The organism is Streptomyces sp. Ru71 (assembly GCF_002920535.1).
Taxonomy (GTDB): domain Bacteria; phylum Actinomycetota; class Actinomycetes; order Streptomycetales; family Streptomycetaceae; genus Streptomyces.
The window spans coordinates 256,272-271,134 of the sequence record NZ_PQSS01000002.1 but is presented as its reverse complement, the minus strand read 5'-3'; the positions used below and the strand labels follow the sequence as shown (position 1 = coordinate 271,134).

14 protein-coding genes and 1 riboswitch are annotated in these 14,863 nt (G+C 73.0%); of the genes, 4 read left to right on the top strand and 10 right to left on the bottom strand.

All coding sequences use genetic code 11. The features are described 5' to 3' along the window. Positions 1-425: 425 nt before the first annotated feature. Together C3489_RS02475 and C3489_RS02470 are read right to left on the bottom strand one after the other, a co-directional pair. Positions 426-1,100: a transglycosylase family protein gene (locus C3489_RS02475; protein WP_103779323.1), complete on the bottom strand. Its 675-nt coding sequence runs from the start codon at positions 1,098-1,100 to the stop codon at positions 426-428. 3 nt (positions 1,101-1,103) lie between these two features. Next, positions 1,104-1,273, bottom strand: a riboswitch (cyclic di-AMP (ydaO/yuaA leader). Positions 1,274-1,457: 184 nt separating this feature from the next. Then, the gene (locus C3489_RS02470; protein WP_103779321.1) at positions 1,458-2,525 is read right to left on the bottom strand and encodes a transglycosylase family protein; all 1,068 of its coding nucleotides are present in this window, start codon (positions 2,523-2,525) and stop codon (positions 1,458-1,460) included. 223 nt (positions 2,526-2,748) lie between these two features. Between C3489_RS02470 and C3489_RS02465 the strand changes: the two genes are divergently transcribed. Continuing rightward, positions 2,749-3,432, top strand: a complete 684-nt coding sequence (locus tag C3489_RS02465; protein WP_103779319.1) for a DUF899 family protein — start codon at positions 2,749-2,751, stop codon at positions 3,430-3,432. 7 nt (positions 3,433-3,439) lie between these two features. Here the strand turns inward: C3489_RS02465 and C3489_RS02460 are convergent, their stop codons facing one another. The 7 genes from C3489_RS02460 to C3489_RS02430 form a co-directional block, all read right to left on the bottom strand. Continuing rightward, complete coding sequence (locus tag C3489_RS02460) at positions 3,440-4,735, bottom strand: cytochrome P450 (protein ID WP_103779317.1); 1,296 nt, start codon at positions 4,733-4,735, stop codon at positions 3,440-3,442. Then, complete coding sequence (locus C3489_RS02455; protein ID WP_103779315.1) at positions 4,732-5,769, bottom strand: nucleoside triphosphate pyrophosphohydrolase; 1,038 nt, start codon at positions 5,767-5,769, stop codon at positions 4,732-4,734. The genes C3489_RS02460 and C3489_RS02455 overlap by 4 nt, the downstream gene beginning before the upstream one ends. Positions 5,770-5,896: 127 nt before the next feature. Continuing rightward, on the bottom strand, positions 5,897-6,541 hold the full coding sequence (locus tag C3489_RS02450) for a SurA N-terminal domain-containing protein (RefSeq protein WP_103779313.1): 645 nt from the start codon (positions 6,539-6,541) through the stop codon (positions 5,897-5,899). A gap of 146 nt (positions 6,542-6,687) precedes the next feature. Beyond that, a complete protein-coding gene (locus C3489_RS02445) occupies positions 6,688-7,518 on the bottom strand; it encodes a glycoside hydrolase domain-containing protein (RefSeq protein ID WP_103779311.1) in 831 nt (276 codons plus the stop codon). A 123-nt stretch (positions 7,519-7,641) separates the two neighbouring features. Beyond that, the gene (locus tag C3489_RS02440; RefSeq protein WP_181139466.1) at positions 7,642-9,150 is read right to left on the bottom strand and encodes a serine/threonine-protein kinase; all 1,509 of its coding nucleotides are present in this window, start codon (positions 9,148-9,150) and stop codon (positions 7,642-7,644) included. A 17-nt stretch (positions 9,151-9,167) separates the two neighbouring features. After that, positions 9,168-9,743: a hypothetical protein gene (locus C3489_RS02435; RefSeq protein WP_103779307.1), complete on the bottom strand. Its 576-nt coding sequence runs from the start codon at positions 9,741-9,743 to the stop codon at positions 9,168-9,170. Positions 9,744-9,850: 107 nt separating this feature from the next. Next, positions 9,851-11,938, bottom strand: a complete 2,088-nt coding sequence (locus tag C3489_RS02430) for an N-6 DNA methylase (protein WP_103779359.1) — start codon at positions 11,936-11,938, stop codon at positions 9,851-9,853. Positions 11,939-12,185: 247 nt separating this feature from the next. On the opposite strand from C3489_RS02430, the gene C3489_RS02425 reads away from it, so the two are divergent. Together C3489_RS02425 and C3489_RS02420 are read left to right on the top strand one after the other, a co-directional pair. Further along, positions 12,186-12,878, top strand: a complete 693-nt coding sequence (locus tag C3489_RS02425; protein WP_103779305.1) for a hypothetical protein — start codon at positions 12,186-12,188, stop codon at positions 12,876-12,878. A gap of 67 nt (positions 12,879-12,945) precedes the next feature. Further along, on the top strand, positions 12,946-13,677 hold the full coding sequence (locus C3489_RS02420; RefSeq protein WP_103779303.1) for a hypothetical protein: 732 nt from the start codon (positions 12,946-12,948) through the stop codon (positions 13,675-13,677). Positions 13,678-13,727: 50 nt separating this feature from the next. Here C3489_RS02420 and C3489_RS02415 read toward each other — a convergent pair whose 3' ends face one another. Further along, on the bottom strand, positions 13,728-14,474 hold the full coding sequence (locus C3489_RS02415) for an HNH endonuclease family protein (RefSeq protein WP_103779301.1): 747 nt from the start codon (positions 14,472-14,474) through the stop codon (positions 13,728-13,730). A gap of 176 nt (positions 14,475-14,650) precedes the next feature. On the opposite strand from C3489_RS02415, the gene C3489_RS02410 reads away from it, so the two are divergent. After that, the gene (locus C3489_RS02410; RefSeq protein ID WP_103779299.1) at positions 14,651-14,836 is read left to right on the top strand and encodes an antitoxin; all 186 of its coding nucleotides are present in this window, start codon (positions 14,651-14,653) and stop codon (positions 14,834-14,836) included. Positions 14,837-14,863 lie beyond the last annotated feature (27 nt).

Here is a 14,863-nt window from a genome sequence, read left to right as displayed (position 1 = left end):
GCGCCGGGACCCGCCACGCCCACCCCGACGCGGCCCCGCCACGCCGACGCGGTACGTCCGCCGCCGGCACACCCTCACCCCGCCCCGCGACCCGCAGGGTGGGCCGAAGAGACCCCGCCCCGGCGCGCACGGGGGAACGCGCACCGGGGCGGGGGGATTGTGGGGACGGAGGCGCCGGGGACAGAGGCGTCGGCGCCGGGGCGTTGGGGGCGGGGCGCCGGGGCGAGGGCATCGGGGGGCCAGGGCGTTTCGCTCCCTCACCGCCCGCCGTCGGAGGCGAGCCGCCCGCCGGGGGCCGCCTCGCCCACCCCGACGCTGCCCCGCCCGACATCTGCCGCCGAGGCGGCCTCGCCCCACCCGCCCGGACAGAGCCCCGCCCCGGTGCGTACGGGGGAACACGCGCCGGGGCGGGGGGATCGTGGGGGTTACTTCAGGTGGAGCTGCTGGCCCGGGTAGATGAGGTCGGCGTCCTCGACGATGTCCTTGTTCAGGTCGAAGAGCTTCTTCCAGCCGCCCTGCACGTGGTGCTTCTCGGCGATGGTGCTCAGGGTGTCGCCCTTGACGACCTTGTACTCGCCGTCGCCCTTCTTGACCTTCTTGCCGGTCGGCGTGGTGACCGTCTTCGTGGACTTCTGGGTCTTCGCCGCCGGGCGCTCGGCGGAGCGCGAAGCGCTCTGCTGCTCGGTGGAGCGGGTGGTCGTGCTCGCGGTGGAGCCGCCGCTGTACGGGGTGCTCGACAGACCCGTACCGCACACCGGCCAGGCGCCCTTGCCCTGTGCGGCGAGGACCTTCTCGGCGATCTCGATCTGCTGCGCCTTGGTGGCCTTGTCGGCGGTGGAGGCGTACGCGGTGCCGCCGTACGCGGCCCAGGTGGAGGCGGAGAACTGCAGACCGCCGTAGTAGCCGTTGCCGGTGTTGATGGACCAGTTGCCGCCGGACTCGCACTGGGCGACGGCGTCCCACTCGGCGGCGGTGGCGGCGGAGGCGTTGCCGGCCGCCATCAGCGGAGCGGCGACGGCGGCGCCGGTGACACCGGCGAGCGCGAGGGCGCGAGTGGCCTTGGACGGACGACGGTGCTTGCCCTTGCCGGTAAACAGCATGGTGGATCCCCTCACCGACGCCTGCGAGGTGAGCTGTCGGGTTCGGGCCGGTTGAGTTGCCCGGCCACCCCTCCCCCTGGGAGGCGTGGCTCCACCCCTAGCCGCTCCGGCTCAACCGCCGGGTACGGCACTTACCTTGGGTCCCCCGCTCCTGCCTGCGGCGCGTGTACGCGACGACTGTTCCCGTGCGGCCGCTGGCAGGATTCGGCGTTGCGGCCGGCCGGGGCTCGCGGTGGCGAGCGGTCATGACCGTAGACAGGCGTTCGGCGGAATTTCAAAGACGATCACGGCTTCTGAGACTCATCCCACACTTTCACCAAACCGGACATCAGTCTCAAAACCGGGCGTCAACTCCCGCTACTTTTCGCCCGTTTCGCCCCCGACAACCAGCGTCTGACCGGGCACGATACTGCTCGGGTCGGCACCGATCGCTTCCTTGTTCTCCTCGTACAGCGCGCGCCACCCGCCCTCGACGCCAAGGGAGTCGGCGATGGAGGTGAGGCTGTCCCCGGTGCGCACGGTGTAGCGCGAGGCGTGCCGGCCGGCGGCGGGCGCCGCGCTCACGTCGGCCGCACCCTCCTCCGCGCTGGCGCCGCGATGGCGGCCGGTGCCGCCGAGGGCGCCGGTGTCGACGAGGTCCGAAGAACCGACGATCTGCTGCAGGTTGTCCGGATCGTCGCTGTTTGGGGCACCCGTGGAGGGGCTGCCGGACGGCGGTGTCGCGACCGGGTCCGGGCTGGCGGAAGCGCCGGGCACGGCCGTACCGCTCGCGGGCGGGGTGGTGGACGACGGGCCGTCAGAGGGCTGCCCGGTGGCGCCCGTGGAGGGCGTCTGGGAGGGAGGCGTGGTCGCGGCGTCCGAGGGCGTCCCGGAGGAGTCGGACAAGCCGGGCGAGTCCACCGAACCGGAGGTACCGGAGCTTTCAGAGGTTCCGGACGACTCGGAGGATCCCGAGGCGGAACCGGAGGAGCCGGCGGTCGCACCCGCGGAGGCCGAGCCGGCGCTCGCCGTGTCGCCCGGCACACCCGTGTCGACGTCCGCCGAGGAGGAGTCCCCGGACAGCCCCGAACTCAGCGCGCACAGCGTCCAGCGGCTGACGCCCTCGTCCGCGAGGATCTTCTCGGCGACGGCTATCTGCTGCGAGCGGCTGGCGAGGTCCGGCCGGGCCGCGTACTCCAGGCCGCCGTGGCTCTCCCAGTCGTCCTGCGACAGGTGCAGGCCGCCGTACAGCCCGATGCCGGGGTTGTCGCTCCAGCGCCCGCCGCTCTCGCACTGGGCCACCTTGTCCCACGTGGTGCCGTCCGCCGCGTGCGCGCTCGCGGCGCCGAGCAGCGGGATGGCGACCGCGGAGCCGGTCACTCCGGCCGCGACGAGGAGGGCCGGAGCCTGACGGGGGCGACGGTGACGACCGTTCCCGGAGAGCATGCGGTGACCTTTCGCGAGACAGCAGTGACGGCGCGACGCCTGAGGGGCTCGGTGTCACGCTGACGAGTGAACGTATCGGCTGACGATCTCCAGTCACAAGTTCATGCCGCGCAGATCACGTGAAGATCACAAAGTTGAAGGTGTGTCATCTTTGTGTCGACGGCACGTCAGATACACCATGAGTCCTACATGACCTGGGGGGCTTCCCAGCCAGGAGGACGCGTTGCACCGGCACACCCGACTGTCCGGCGAATCCGCCGAGTACCTCGCCGCCCGCGAAGAACTCCGCCTCGCCGAGATCGAGCTGATGCGCCACCGCGAGCAGGTCGCGGCACGGCGCAGGGCGCTGCCACCCGGGCCCGAGGTCGAGGACTACGTCTTCCTGGAGGGTCCCGCGGACCTCGACGCCGGCGACGAACCCGTCCGCGAGGTCCGGCTGAGCGAGCTGTTCACCGGCCCGGACCGGGCGCTCGTCGTCTACCACTTCATGTACGGCAAGCAGCAGACCAGCCCCTGCCCGATGTGCACCCTGTGGATCGACGGCTTCGACGGCGTCGCCCGCCACCTCGCGCAGAACGCCGACTTCGTCGTCGCCGCGGCCGCCGGCCCCGCCGCCCTGCGCGCGCACGCCCGCGACCGCGGCTGGTCCCGGCTGCGCCTGCTCAGCTGCGGGGACAGCACCTTCAAGTACGACCTGGGCAGCGAGGACGAGGACGGGGCGCAGGACTCCACCGTCTCCGTCTTCACCCGGGACGGCGACGGCACGGTCCGCCACTTCTACTCCGCCCATCCGCGCATGGCCGACGACATCCGGGAACGCGGCATCGACCTGCTCAACCCCGTCTGGCACCTGCTGGACCTGACGCCGGGCGGGCGCGGGGACTGGTACGCGTCGCTGGACTACTGACGGTCCCTCAGCCGCGCACCGGGGTGAACTCCACCGGCAGGGTGCGCAGACCCCGCATGATGAGCCCGCCGCGCCAGCGCAGCTCGGCCGGGTCGGCCGCGAGCCGCAGGTCCGGCAGCCGGGTGAGCAGCGTGGCCAGCGCGGTCTGGCCCTCCAGGCGGGCCAGCGGGGCGCCGAGGCAGTAGTGGATGCCGTGGCCGTAGCCGAGGTGCTGGTTGTCGCGGCGGGCGAGGTCCAGCACATCGGGTTCGGGGAAGCGCGCGGGGTCGCGGTCGGCGGCGGCCAGGACGACGAGGACGGGGTCGCCCGGTGCGATGTCCTGCCCGCCGATGGTGAGCGGCTCGGTGGCGAACCGCCAGGTCGCCAGCTCCACCGGGCCGTCGTAGCGCAGCAGCTCCTCCACGCCCGTCTCCAGCAGCGCGGTGTCCCGCGCGGCCAGCGACTCCTGCAGCCGCCGGCGCTGCCCGGGGTGGGTGAGCAGGGCGTAGGTGCCGTTGCCGATCAGGTTCACGGTCGTCTCGAAGCCGGCGAACAGCAGGATGAAGGCCATGGCGGCGGCCTCGTTCTCGGTGAGGTGCTCACCGTGGTCGGAGGCGCGGATCAGACCCGAGATGAGGTCCTCGCCGGGAGCCGGTTCGGCGGGCAGCGCCTGCCGCTTCCGGTGGATCAGCTCGGCGAGGTAGCCGCGCATCTTCTTCACCGACCGGGCGACCCCGCCCCTCGGCCCGCCGCCGTGCCGGATCATCATGCCCGCCCAGTCCCGGAAGTCGTCCTGGTCCTCGCGCGGGACGCCGAGCAGGTCGCAGATGGCGTAGATGGGCAGCGGGAAGGCGAACTCGTGGATGAGGTCGGCGGAGCCGCGCTCGGCGAACCGGTCGATGAGGTGGTCGGTCAGCTCCTGCACCCGGGGCGCGAACTCGGCGACGCGGCGTGGCGTGAACGCCTTGCTGACCAGCCGGCGCAGCCGGGTGTGGTCCGGCGGGTCGATGTTCAGCAGGTGCGTCATCAGCTCCGCCTTGCGCTCCCCGGGGATGCCGGTCTTGCCCTTGGCGTGCGCCGGCTCGTCGTGGTGCGCCGGGTTCTTGCTCAGACGCTGGTCGGCGAGGGCCTGGCGGGCGTCGGCGTACCGGGTGACCAGCCAGGCCTCCACCCCGCTGGGCAGCCGGGTGCGGCGCACGGGTTCGTGCTCGCGCAGCCAGGCGTAGGCGGGGTAGGGGTCGGTGGCGAACTCCCAGGTGAAGAGTTCGGGGGCGGGGCCGGCGGGGTGCCGCGCGGCGGGCCGGTCAGCGGGCTGGTCACTCACTCCTCGACGGTATCCGGCTCCGGGTGGGCCTCCGCGTCGCGGTGGGGGGTGAGGCCGGCGGACACCTCGTCCGGGGCGACGCCCTCGGCCTCGCGGATCGCGTCCCGGTAGGCGCGGGCCGCCGCGCGCAGGGACGTCTCGGGGTCGACGCCCTCCGCCTCGGCGCCGGCGGCGAGCGTGAGCAGCCGGTAGCCGATGCCGTCGCCCTGCGGCAGCTCCACGTCCAGGCCGGCCGTACGGGCGCGGGCGGCGAGCTTGGCTGCGAGGGAGAGGGCGGGCTGGTGCAGCGGGATGCCCTCGGTGACGGAGGCACGCCGCTTCTCCTGCGCCTTGGTGCGCAGCCAGTGCTCCTTGACCTCCTCGGGGGTGGTGGCGGTGGCGTCCCCGAAGACGTGCGGGTGGCGGTGGATGAGCTTGGCGACGATACCGCCGGCCACGTCGTCGATGGAGAAGGGCGCCTCGGCGTCCTCCTGGGCGATCCGGGCGTGGAAGACCACCTGGAGCAGGACGTCGCCCAGTTCCTCGCGCAGCTCGTCGCGGTCGCCGTCCTCGATCGCCTCGACCAGCTCGTACGCCTCCTCCATGGCGTACTTCGCCAGGCCCTCGTGGGTCTGCCGCGAGGACCACGGGCAGGCGGCGCGGATACGGTCCATGACCTGCACGAGGTCCAGGAGGCGGGCGCCGGGCAGGTCGTAGGAGGCGGGCAGCAGCTCCAGCTCCGGCATGCTGACGCGGCCGGAGCCGGCGAGCCGTGCCAGGCCGTCGGTCAGCGCGGGTTCGCCCTCGCCGCTCGCCACGACGACGACCGTGCGGTCGCCTTCGCAGGCGGCGAGGAGTTCCTCGGCGGTCGCGGCGGTCACCTCGACGTCGACGCCGGCCTCGCGGAGGTAGGGGAGCTGGGGGTGGGTGTCGTCGGCGCACAGCACCCTGTCGGCCTCGCGGAGTGCCTTCCAGGCGGGCCAGGAGAGGAGGCCCGGGGCGACTCTGTGGCTGGTGGTGAGCAGGACGATGCGGCCGGGGTTTGCGGTGTTCACGCTTCGAACGTACCGCCCACCAGCTCGGGGGGTGCCTGGGGGCGGGCGGGCGCGGGTTGTCTGTGGCTGGTCGCGCAGTTCCCCGCGCCCCTTGGTTGGATGCCTCGCCGTCGGCCGGGAGGTCCCGTTACGTCGGCTGCTGCTGCGTCGTCGCCGTGACCTCGCGGACCCACGGGGTCTTCACGTCGACCCTGCCGACCTTCTGGACGTCCCATGCGCCGTAGCGCGGGTTGACGTCCACGCCCAGTTCCTCCGACGCCTTGGACAGGGCCTTCCAGAAGGCGGGCTGGTCCGTGCTCGTGCCCAGCTTCGCGGCGAGCTTCTGGGCCTCGGCCTGCAGGCGCAGGTTGTCGTCGACGCGCTGCGGCGGGATGCCGTACTCGCGCAGCCAGGCCGCCTCCAGGGCCTTCGCGCCGCCGAGCTGCTGCTCCACGCCCGCGCGCAGTTCCTGCACGTCACGGCGGGTGACGGAGACGCCCGCGTCCTGCGCGGCGCGGTGCAGCACCTCGTCCAGGAGCATGCCGTGCAGGGTCTGCCGGGTGAGACTGCCGGTGCCGGCGACCACCCGGGCGTAGTTCGCCTGGTCACCCGCCGCCGCGCGCTGCGCCGAGCGGACCTCGTTCACCCGGTTCTCCAGCTGGGAGACGGTGATCTTCTGGCCGCCGACGACGGCCGCGGCGCCGGGATGCGAGTCGCTTCCGCAGGCGGTGAGCAGGGGCGCCGCGGCGATCGCGGCGGACAGCAGGAGCGCGGTGCGACGGCGGCGGTGCAAGGGGAACCTCCCGAGGAGATTGTGCGACGGTGCACAAAGTCTTGCGGTGATCGATGGTAGGCAGTGGGGCAGCTGAGGCCAACCCATTCGACCAACGATTCACCGCCACTTCGGGCACCGCCGCGCGCGCCCGCCGGGGAAGGTCGTCAGCCGACGATGGCCACCGGCGCGTCCCAGGCGTCCCGGTCCACGGTGATCGTGTAGCCGCGGCGGGTCTCCTTGCTGTTCACCTGGTACTGGTGGCCGCGGCTGTGGTTGGTGAACTGGGTCGCGCCCCACGGCCAGTCCGCGGTGGTGGTCTCCTTCTTGTCCCACAGCGCGTACCAGAGGTTGCCCGGCAGGTCCGTCTTGTTCGTGGCCGTGGCGATCGCCTTGGCGCTGGAGCTGCTGAAGCCGTAGAACCCGGCCCGGTAGGTCTTGGCCCGCAGCCCCTTCGTGAACGCGCGCACGTACGTCAGCACGGCGTCGTTGCACGCCTTGTTCGTGATGTCGTACGGCTCCATGTCGAGGTAGACCGCGCTGCCGGCCTTCATGCCGAGCGCGGACGCCTTGGCCACCGCGTCCTGCGCGTCGCTCGCGCCGAGGGAGGCGGCCGTGGCGGCGGTCAGCTTCTCCGGGTTGCGGCTGGTCTGGCAGGGGGGCTGCGCGCCGACGTAGATCGGGATGAGCTTCCAGCCCTGGGCGTTGACCGACTTCACCCAGGACGCGGTGAGGTTGGGCTGGCCGCAGCCGCGGTTCCGGCCGCCGACGTAGACGGCGGCGCCGCCGTAGTAGCCGTCGGCACGCCAGGCCTTCATCGCGCTGAGCGAGGGCGCGGTGCAGGTGTCGAACGCCCGGCCGGTGAACGTCCGCTGCGCGGGCCAGGTGGTGGCCGCCATGGACTGCTGGGCGGCGATGCCGGCCCCGGCGACGACGGCGGCGCCCGTCACCGCCCAGGTGACGTATCTGCGCTTCTTCGACTGACGATGACCGGCCACGCCGACCCCACCCCTTGATTCACACGACGGCTAGAGCGGCTCGTACGGTAACCGGGGCCGCGCCGCGCTTTCGGAAACCCGGACTCTCGCCCGCGGCAAAGATCGCCCAAGGCACGGCAAAGGCTATCCGCGCACCTGTCCGAGCCACTGCAGGGTCCGCCGTACGTCCGTGGCGAGCGGGTGGCCGGGGCCGTGCAGCCGCTCCACGTCGTGCAGCAGGCGCATCAGGGTGTCGTGGGCGGCGGGCCGGTCGCCGAGGGCGAGCAGCAGATGGCCGATGCGGCGGCGCAGTTCGTGCGCGAGCGCGGGGTCGCCGGCGACGTACTGGTTCTCGTAGTACGGCAGCAGCGCCCGGTACTCGGCCAGTGCCGCCGCCGGTTCGCCGAGCTGCTCCAGGCACTGGGCGGCGTCGTAGCGGAAGCGCAGGGACTGCGGGTCGGACGCGCCGGCCTCGGCGGCGCGCTCGTCGGCCAGGCGGCGCAGTTCGGGCAGCGCCCGCCGGTACTGGCCGTCGTCCATGAGCGTGGCGGCGTACTGCTTGCGCAGCGTGCGTACGACCGGGGAGTGCGTGCCGTGCTCCTCGGCGGCGACGGGCAGGATCGCGCCGAGGATGTCGACGGCCTGGGTGATGCGGCCCTGTCCGAGGAGCCGCTTGACCTCGTCGACGGCGGCGGCGACATCGGGCTTGCCGGCGGCGGGAGTGGTGGTGGGTGACGGCTGGGGCGCGGGGGTGCGGGCGCGGTCCGGCCAGGGGGCGTGCGGCCGCAGGAAGGGGCGGGTGGGGTCCAGCGGTGCCCCGCTGGGCATGCCGCGCGCGGGCAGCAGCGGCGCCAGCTCCTCGTAGACCTGCTGCGCGGAGGCGGGCCGGTGCTGCGGGTCCTTGGCGAGCAGCCGCAGCACCAGCGACTCCAGCGCCTCGGGGACCTCGGGGCGGATACGGCGCACCGGCACCGGCGGCTCGTACAGGTGCCGGTGCAGCACGCCGAGCGCGGTGGAGCCGGCGAACGGCACGTTGCCGCTGAGCAGTTCGTGCAGCAGCACACCGAGCGCGTACAGGTCGGTGTACGGGCCGACCGCGCCGCCCATCGCCTGCTCGGGGGCCATGTAGGCGGGCGAGCCGATGGGGGAGCCGGTGTGCGTCAGCCGTGTGGTGTCGGTGTCCATCACGGAGGCCACGCCCAGGTCGAGCACAGTGACCGTGCCGTCCTGCTTCACCATCACGTTGCGCGGCTTGAGGTCGCGGTGGACGATCGGCACGGCGTGCACGGCGCTGAGCACGGCGCACAGCTGCGCGGCCACCGCGACCGCCCACTGCCACGGGTAGGGGTCGTGCTCGGCGAGGTGGTCGGACAGGTCGGCGCCGTCGACGTACTGCATGACGAGGAACAGCTCCTCGCCCTCGCTGCCCGCGTCGTGCACGGTGACCAGGCCGGGGTGGTCGACCTGCGCGGTGACCCGGCACTCGCGCACGAAGCGGCGGCGCAGTTCGTCCGCCTCCTGCCCGGCGACCTTGTCGGGGCGCAGCAGCTTCACGGCCACCCGCCGGTCCAGCCGGCGGTCGTAGGCCGTCCACACCTGGCCCATGCCGCCCTGGCCCAGCAGGGTGGCCAGTTCGTAGCGGCCGGCGACCATGCGTCCTGTCGCCACGCTCACCTTCCGCCCTCGCCGTGTCCGTCCTGGCGGCGCAGGTAGTCGCTGAGCTCGTCGAGTTCGGCGCGCACCTGGTCGATCCGGGCCGGGGCGGGGCGCTGCGGCGGGGGCGGCGGGGTGACGGGGGCGGGGGTCCGCGGCACCGTGCCGGGCGTCATGTACGGCGGCGCCGGCTGCGGATAGCCGTACGGGCTGTGCACGGTCGTGGCACTGGGGTGCGCGTACCCGGCGGCATAGGGCCGGAAGTGGCGTATGTCGGCGTACAGGTAGTACGCGACGCACGCCGCCATGTTGAGCAGCAGGACGATCATGCCCGCGTTGCCCTGGGGCGTGCTGAAGTCGTCGGTGTGGTCGGTGGCGAGCAGGCTGAAACTGAACGCCAGGACGGCCAGCGAGCCGGCGAAGATCCACCAGTCGCCGCGCTTGCGGGTCACGATCGCCGTGCGCAGCGGCGCGACCCAGGCCAGGAAGCCGATGCTGAGGACCGCCACCGCCACGAAGATCACGCGCAGCAGGACCAGCACCCCGGTCGAGGGGCGACGGGACGGGGGCGGGGCGTAGCCGTGGCCCTGCATGGCTGCTCTCCTGAAGGCCTGATGCGGATGAACGTCGTACCGGCTCCGAGCGTATAGGCCGACACGGACAACACGTCACGTGTTGTACCGAACCGTTGTCACACTGATCACTCGGGGGCGACCGTCCCGTCCGTCAGCCCGTCGTACATGCCGCGCACGAGCTGCTCGCCGAGCCGGCTCGCGTGCCGCAGGGCCCGTTCGAACTCCTCCAGAGCCCGGAACCGATCGCCGTAGCGCCGCTGTTCCTCCAGCGGCAGCCGGGGCAGTTGCAGGCGGCGCACGTCGAGCCGGGTGGCGGTGGAGGCGTAGCTGCTGGCCTGGCGGTTGTTGGCGGTGCCGCGCAGGAAACCGGCCAGGAACCAGGGGTCGAGCGCGGTCCGGTCGGGGCGCAGCAGGACGAGGTTGCGGCCCAGCGCTGCGCCCTGGGTGGCGTCGTCGATGACACGGGCCACCGCGCCGCCGCCGAGCACCGGCACCACCACGTCGCCCGGCTGTGTCAGTACGGCCTCCTCGTCGCTCTCCGGCAGGGAGCCGGAGGGGGCGGTCCCGGCGAGCACGTCGTGGTCGGTGAGGACCCGCACGCGGGTGGGGCCGCCGGTGCCGCCGGTGCGCATCTCCAGGGCGCCGCCGCGGGCGAGTTCACCGACGGTGGTGAGCGGCCAGCGCCCACGCCGGGGCGCGTCGACGGGCGCGGGCGTGAGCTCCCCGGTCAGACGCAGGGTCTCGCCGAGGCGTTCGCGCACCGCCGTGAGCGCCCCCGCGCCGTCGGCCGGCGTCGCGGGCGGCAGATGGCGGGCGGGCGCCAGGTCCACGTCGTCGTCCAGGAGGTCGATGACGGGCAGGGAGCGGGCCAGACCGGGCCGTTCCTCCAGGGTGCCCGCGCGTTCGAAGGCGGCCCAGGCGTCGAGCACCGCCTCCCGTACGGCGTGCCAGTCGGGCCCGCCGCGCCCCTCCCCCGCGAACTGCCCGGCGTCGGCGAGCAGCACCTCGGGCTGCGCGGCCACGCCGGTGGGCCGGCGCAGCAGCCACAGGTGCAGCGGGATGTTGTACGGCGGTGCCGCGCCCACCGGCAGCGCGATCACGGCGCGCAGCGCGCCGCGCCGCAGCAGGTCGGCGCGGATACGGCGGCCGGAGCGGCGGGAGGCGGTGGCGGGCGGCATCAGCAGGACGGCGGTGCCGCCGTCCCTCAGCCGGGCGAGCGCGTGCTGGACCCAGGCCAGTTCGGACTCGGCGCGGGCCGGGAAGCCGTACTCCCAGCGCGGGTCGTAGGCGAGTTCGTCGTGGCCCCAGTTGCGCTCGTTGAACGGCGGATGGCACAGCACGGCGTCGGCGCGCAGGGCCGGATGGGCGTCGGCGCGCAGGGTGTCGCCGGCGGCGGCGTGCACGGCGGCCGGGGAGTGCAGGGCGAGCCGCAGCGCGGTGAGCGCGGCCAGGTCGGGCGCGCTGTCCTGGGCGTACAGCTGCCGGCCGGGGCGCGGCGCCAGGGCGCGCAGCAGAGCGCCGGTGCCGCAGGCCGGGTCGAGGACGGTGGCCGCGTCGGGGGCGAGGTCGGCCATGAGGGAGGCCAGCTCGGCGGGGGTGAGCGTGTACTGGCGCGGGTTGGCGTCGAGATGACGGCCGAGCAGGAACTCGAAGGTCTGCCGTGCCCCGAGTTCGGCGGCGAGTTCGGCGGTGTGCCGCAGCAGGGGCACGGAGGGCATGAGCTGGGGGCCGGTGGGGGTGCGCACGGCGGGCGCCGGGTCGTGCGGGCCGGTGAGGCGCGGGGTGAGGACCTGCTCCAGGGCGGAGGGCAGTAGGGCGGCCAGGCGTTCGTCGGAGCCGGCGCTCGCCTCCAGCCAGACGGTGGGGCGGTCGTGGATGAGCAGCAGGACGCAGCCGGCGTGGATCAGGGCGGTGACCGGGCCCTCGGGGTGGCCGGCGAGCTGCTGCCAGACGCGTTCGCGCAGCGGGACCTCGGCGAGTTTGCCCTGGCGGCGCAGCCAGGTCTCGACCTCGGCCAGGGCGAAGGAGGGGCTGGTCTCGGTGCCGCCGACGGGCTTGGGGAAGTCGGCGTGCCGGCGCCGCCAGTTGCTGACGGCGGCCCGGCCGACGCCCGCGAGGCGCGCGATGCCGGCGGCGGTCACCTCGGTGGCGCTGTCGGTGGCGTGGCCCGCCGCTGTGGAGGGCGCTGCCGCCCGCCTGCCCGCCCCGCTCATGGCGTGGTCTGCCGCCTTGTCCCGCACCGGCCGCGCTCCCCTCGTCCGCGCTGGGTGACCGCCCCGTACGGCCACCCGTGTGTCGCTGAGGATACCGAGGAATGCAAGATCCGACCCTTCACAGGCGTGTACGCAACCCACCCTGTGAACCGTGTTGACTCGGTTCACAGCTCATGCTCTTATTGACCCAGCGAACGAACGGCCGCCCACAAGGGGGCGGTCACATCGTCCGAGGGGGGACACAGCCATGGGCATGAAGGGCAAGGTCGCGCTGGGCGCCGTCGTGGGGTTCGTCGTCATCGGGGCCGTCTCGATGAACGCCGGCAACGACGGCGGCGACGGCGACAAGCCGGCCGGCGGTACGGGGTCGTCGGCCTCCGCCGGACAGAAGCCGGGCGCGGGCGAGGACAAGGGCACGGCCGAGGCCGCCGAGGAGAAGAAGGCCGCGTTCGACGGGGACGGCGAGTTCCAGGTCGGCTCGGACATCAAGCCCGGCACCTACCGCACCACCGGCAACGCCGACGGCATGTGCTACTGGGAGCGGGCCAAGGACGCCTCCGGCGAGACGGACTCCATCCTGGCCAACGACAACGTCACCGGCGCCAGTTACGTCACCGTCAAGCCCGGCGACAAGCTGTTCAAGTCCACCGGCTGCCACGACTGGGAGGCCGTGGACGCGGGGGCCAAGGGCACGCCCGCCACCGCGATGAAGGGCGACGGCGGCATGTTCAAGGTGGGCGCCGACATCGCGCCCGGCACCTACCGCTCCACCGGCAACACCGACGACTCCTGCTACTGGGAGCGCACCAAGGACGCCGGCCACTCGGTCGACTCGATCATCGCGAACAACAACGTGTCCGGCTCGGCCGTGGTGACCATCAGCGCCTCGGACGCCTACTTCAAGACCTCCGGCTGCAAGGACTGGAAGAAGACCGGCTGACCCGGCCGGAGTTCCGGACCCCCCCCACACCGGACCCATCACCCACCATCTCCACCAAGGAACCCCCATGCGTCGCACCGCTCTCGCCGCAACCGCCCTCTGCCTGGTCACCGCGACCGCGGCGGCCCTGACCGGCTGCCAGTCCGGGCAGGACAAGGCCGACGACAAGCCGGCCGCCTCCGCCGCACCGGCGAAGGCCAAGGACCCCAACGCCGGCCTGCCGACGGGCACGCAGCTCAAGCAGCTCCTGACCCCGGCGTCCGTCTTCCCGGCCGGGCTCACCCCGGTCGCCGACGGCGCGGCGGACAGCGGCGGCGACTACCTCGCGCCGAGCAGCCGCTCCACCGCCAAGACGGACTGCACCAAGCTGGAGAACACCGCCTGGCTGGACGTGACCGGCTACAAGGGCGGCGTGTCGTTCGCGCAGGACGACTACGCCAACCAGGACCAGACGGAGGAGATCGCCGAGGAGGTGGACGCCTTCCAGGGCACCACCGCCCGGACGGTGCTGCAGCGGGTGCGCGAGGTGGCCGCCGAGTGCGCGACCTTCACGGACACCGCCGACCACGTCAAGGTGCGGGTCAAGGGCAAGGCCGCGGACGGGCTGGGGGACGAGGCCTACGTCATCACGCTGACCAGCGGCTCCTGGGAGAACGGCAGCACGCTGATCGCCACCCGGGTGGGCAGCACCGTCGCCACCGTGATGTCCACCGCCGGTTCCGACAACGGCGCGGCCGCGGCGAAGAAGGTCGCGACGCACCTGGCGGCCTCGCTGAAGAAGGCCGGCCAGGCCTCCTGACCGGCCGCCCGAGGGGGGGAGGAGAGGGGTGCGGGCACGGCCCGCACCCCTCAGCCGCACTGACGCAGCATCATCTGCTTGTCGGCCGCGGTCACCGGCAGCGCGTACTTCAGCGACACCTGTGCGAAGCGCACCGCGTAGGCGCACCGGACGCGCTTGTCCGGCGGCAGCCAGGTCGCCGGGCCGGAGTCGCTCTTGGCGCCGTTGGTGGGGCCGTCCACCGGGATCAGGTTGAGCGGGTCGTTGGCGATGGCCTCGCGCTTGTCCTTGGCCCAGCGCGAGGCACCCATCTGCCAGTCGTACGACAGCGGCATGACGTGGTCGATCTGCACCGTCGTCGCACGGGACTTGGTCCACTCGATGGTCTTGCCGGTGTAGGGGTCGTGCAGGGTGAGGGCGACGACCACGCAGTTGGAGCCCTTGCGGAAGCGGAGGTTCTCGCCGTCCCGCTTCAGCAGGTCGTTGCGGGTGTCGCAGCCGTTGTGGGCGTAGGGGACGTCACCCGGTACGGAGTCCATCCAGGCGTAGCCGAACTCGGCCCGCTCATAGCCCGTCTTCGGGCCGCGGCCCTTGGTCGCCACCTTCCCGATGAGCGCGCGGGCCTCAAAGCGGTCGGCGGCGGAGGTGACGGGCGCCAGCCCGGGTTTGGTGCCGTCGGGATTGTCCAGCGGGCTGACCGCGTGCCCGTCGCCGGCGGACCCCTCGGGTCCGGAGGAACCGTCCGTCTGCTGCGTACAGCCCGTCACACCCAGCACCACCGCGGCGGCGACCGCGATCCCGCCCCTCAGACACCTCACGGTGCGTCCCTCCCCTTGCTCCGACCGGTTCCGCCCCGCACGGGCGAGTCTTCCCGCCCGCCCGCCGTGTACACACCGTAACCGAACAGAGGTTCAGACCAACTGGGCTTATCTGGGCATCCTTCGCACTCCCGGCGTATCGTCGGAAGGGAGTTCTCACCGGAAGGAGCGTCCGCATGGGCCTCTTGGACAGGTTCCGCCAGAACAAGCAGGCGCAGGACAAGGCCAAGCAGATGTCCGACGCCGGCGAAAAGATGGTCAACGACAAGACCGGCGGGAAGTACGAGAGCCAGGTCGACGCCGCCCAGCGGCAGGCCGAGGAAAGGCTCGGCATGAACCGCGAGCGTCCCGACCAGCAGTAGGGCTGTGGACCCCAGCCGAAGCCGCCC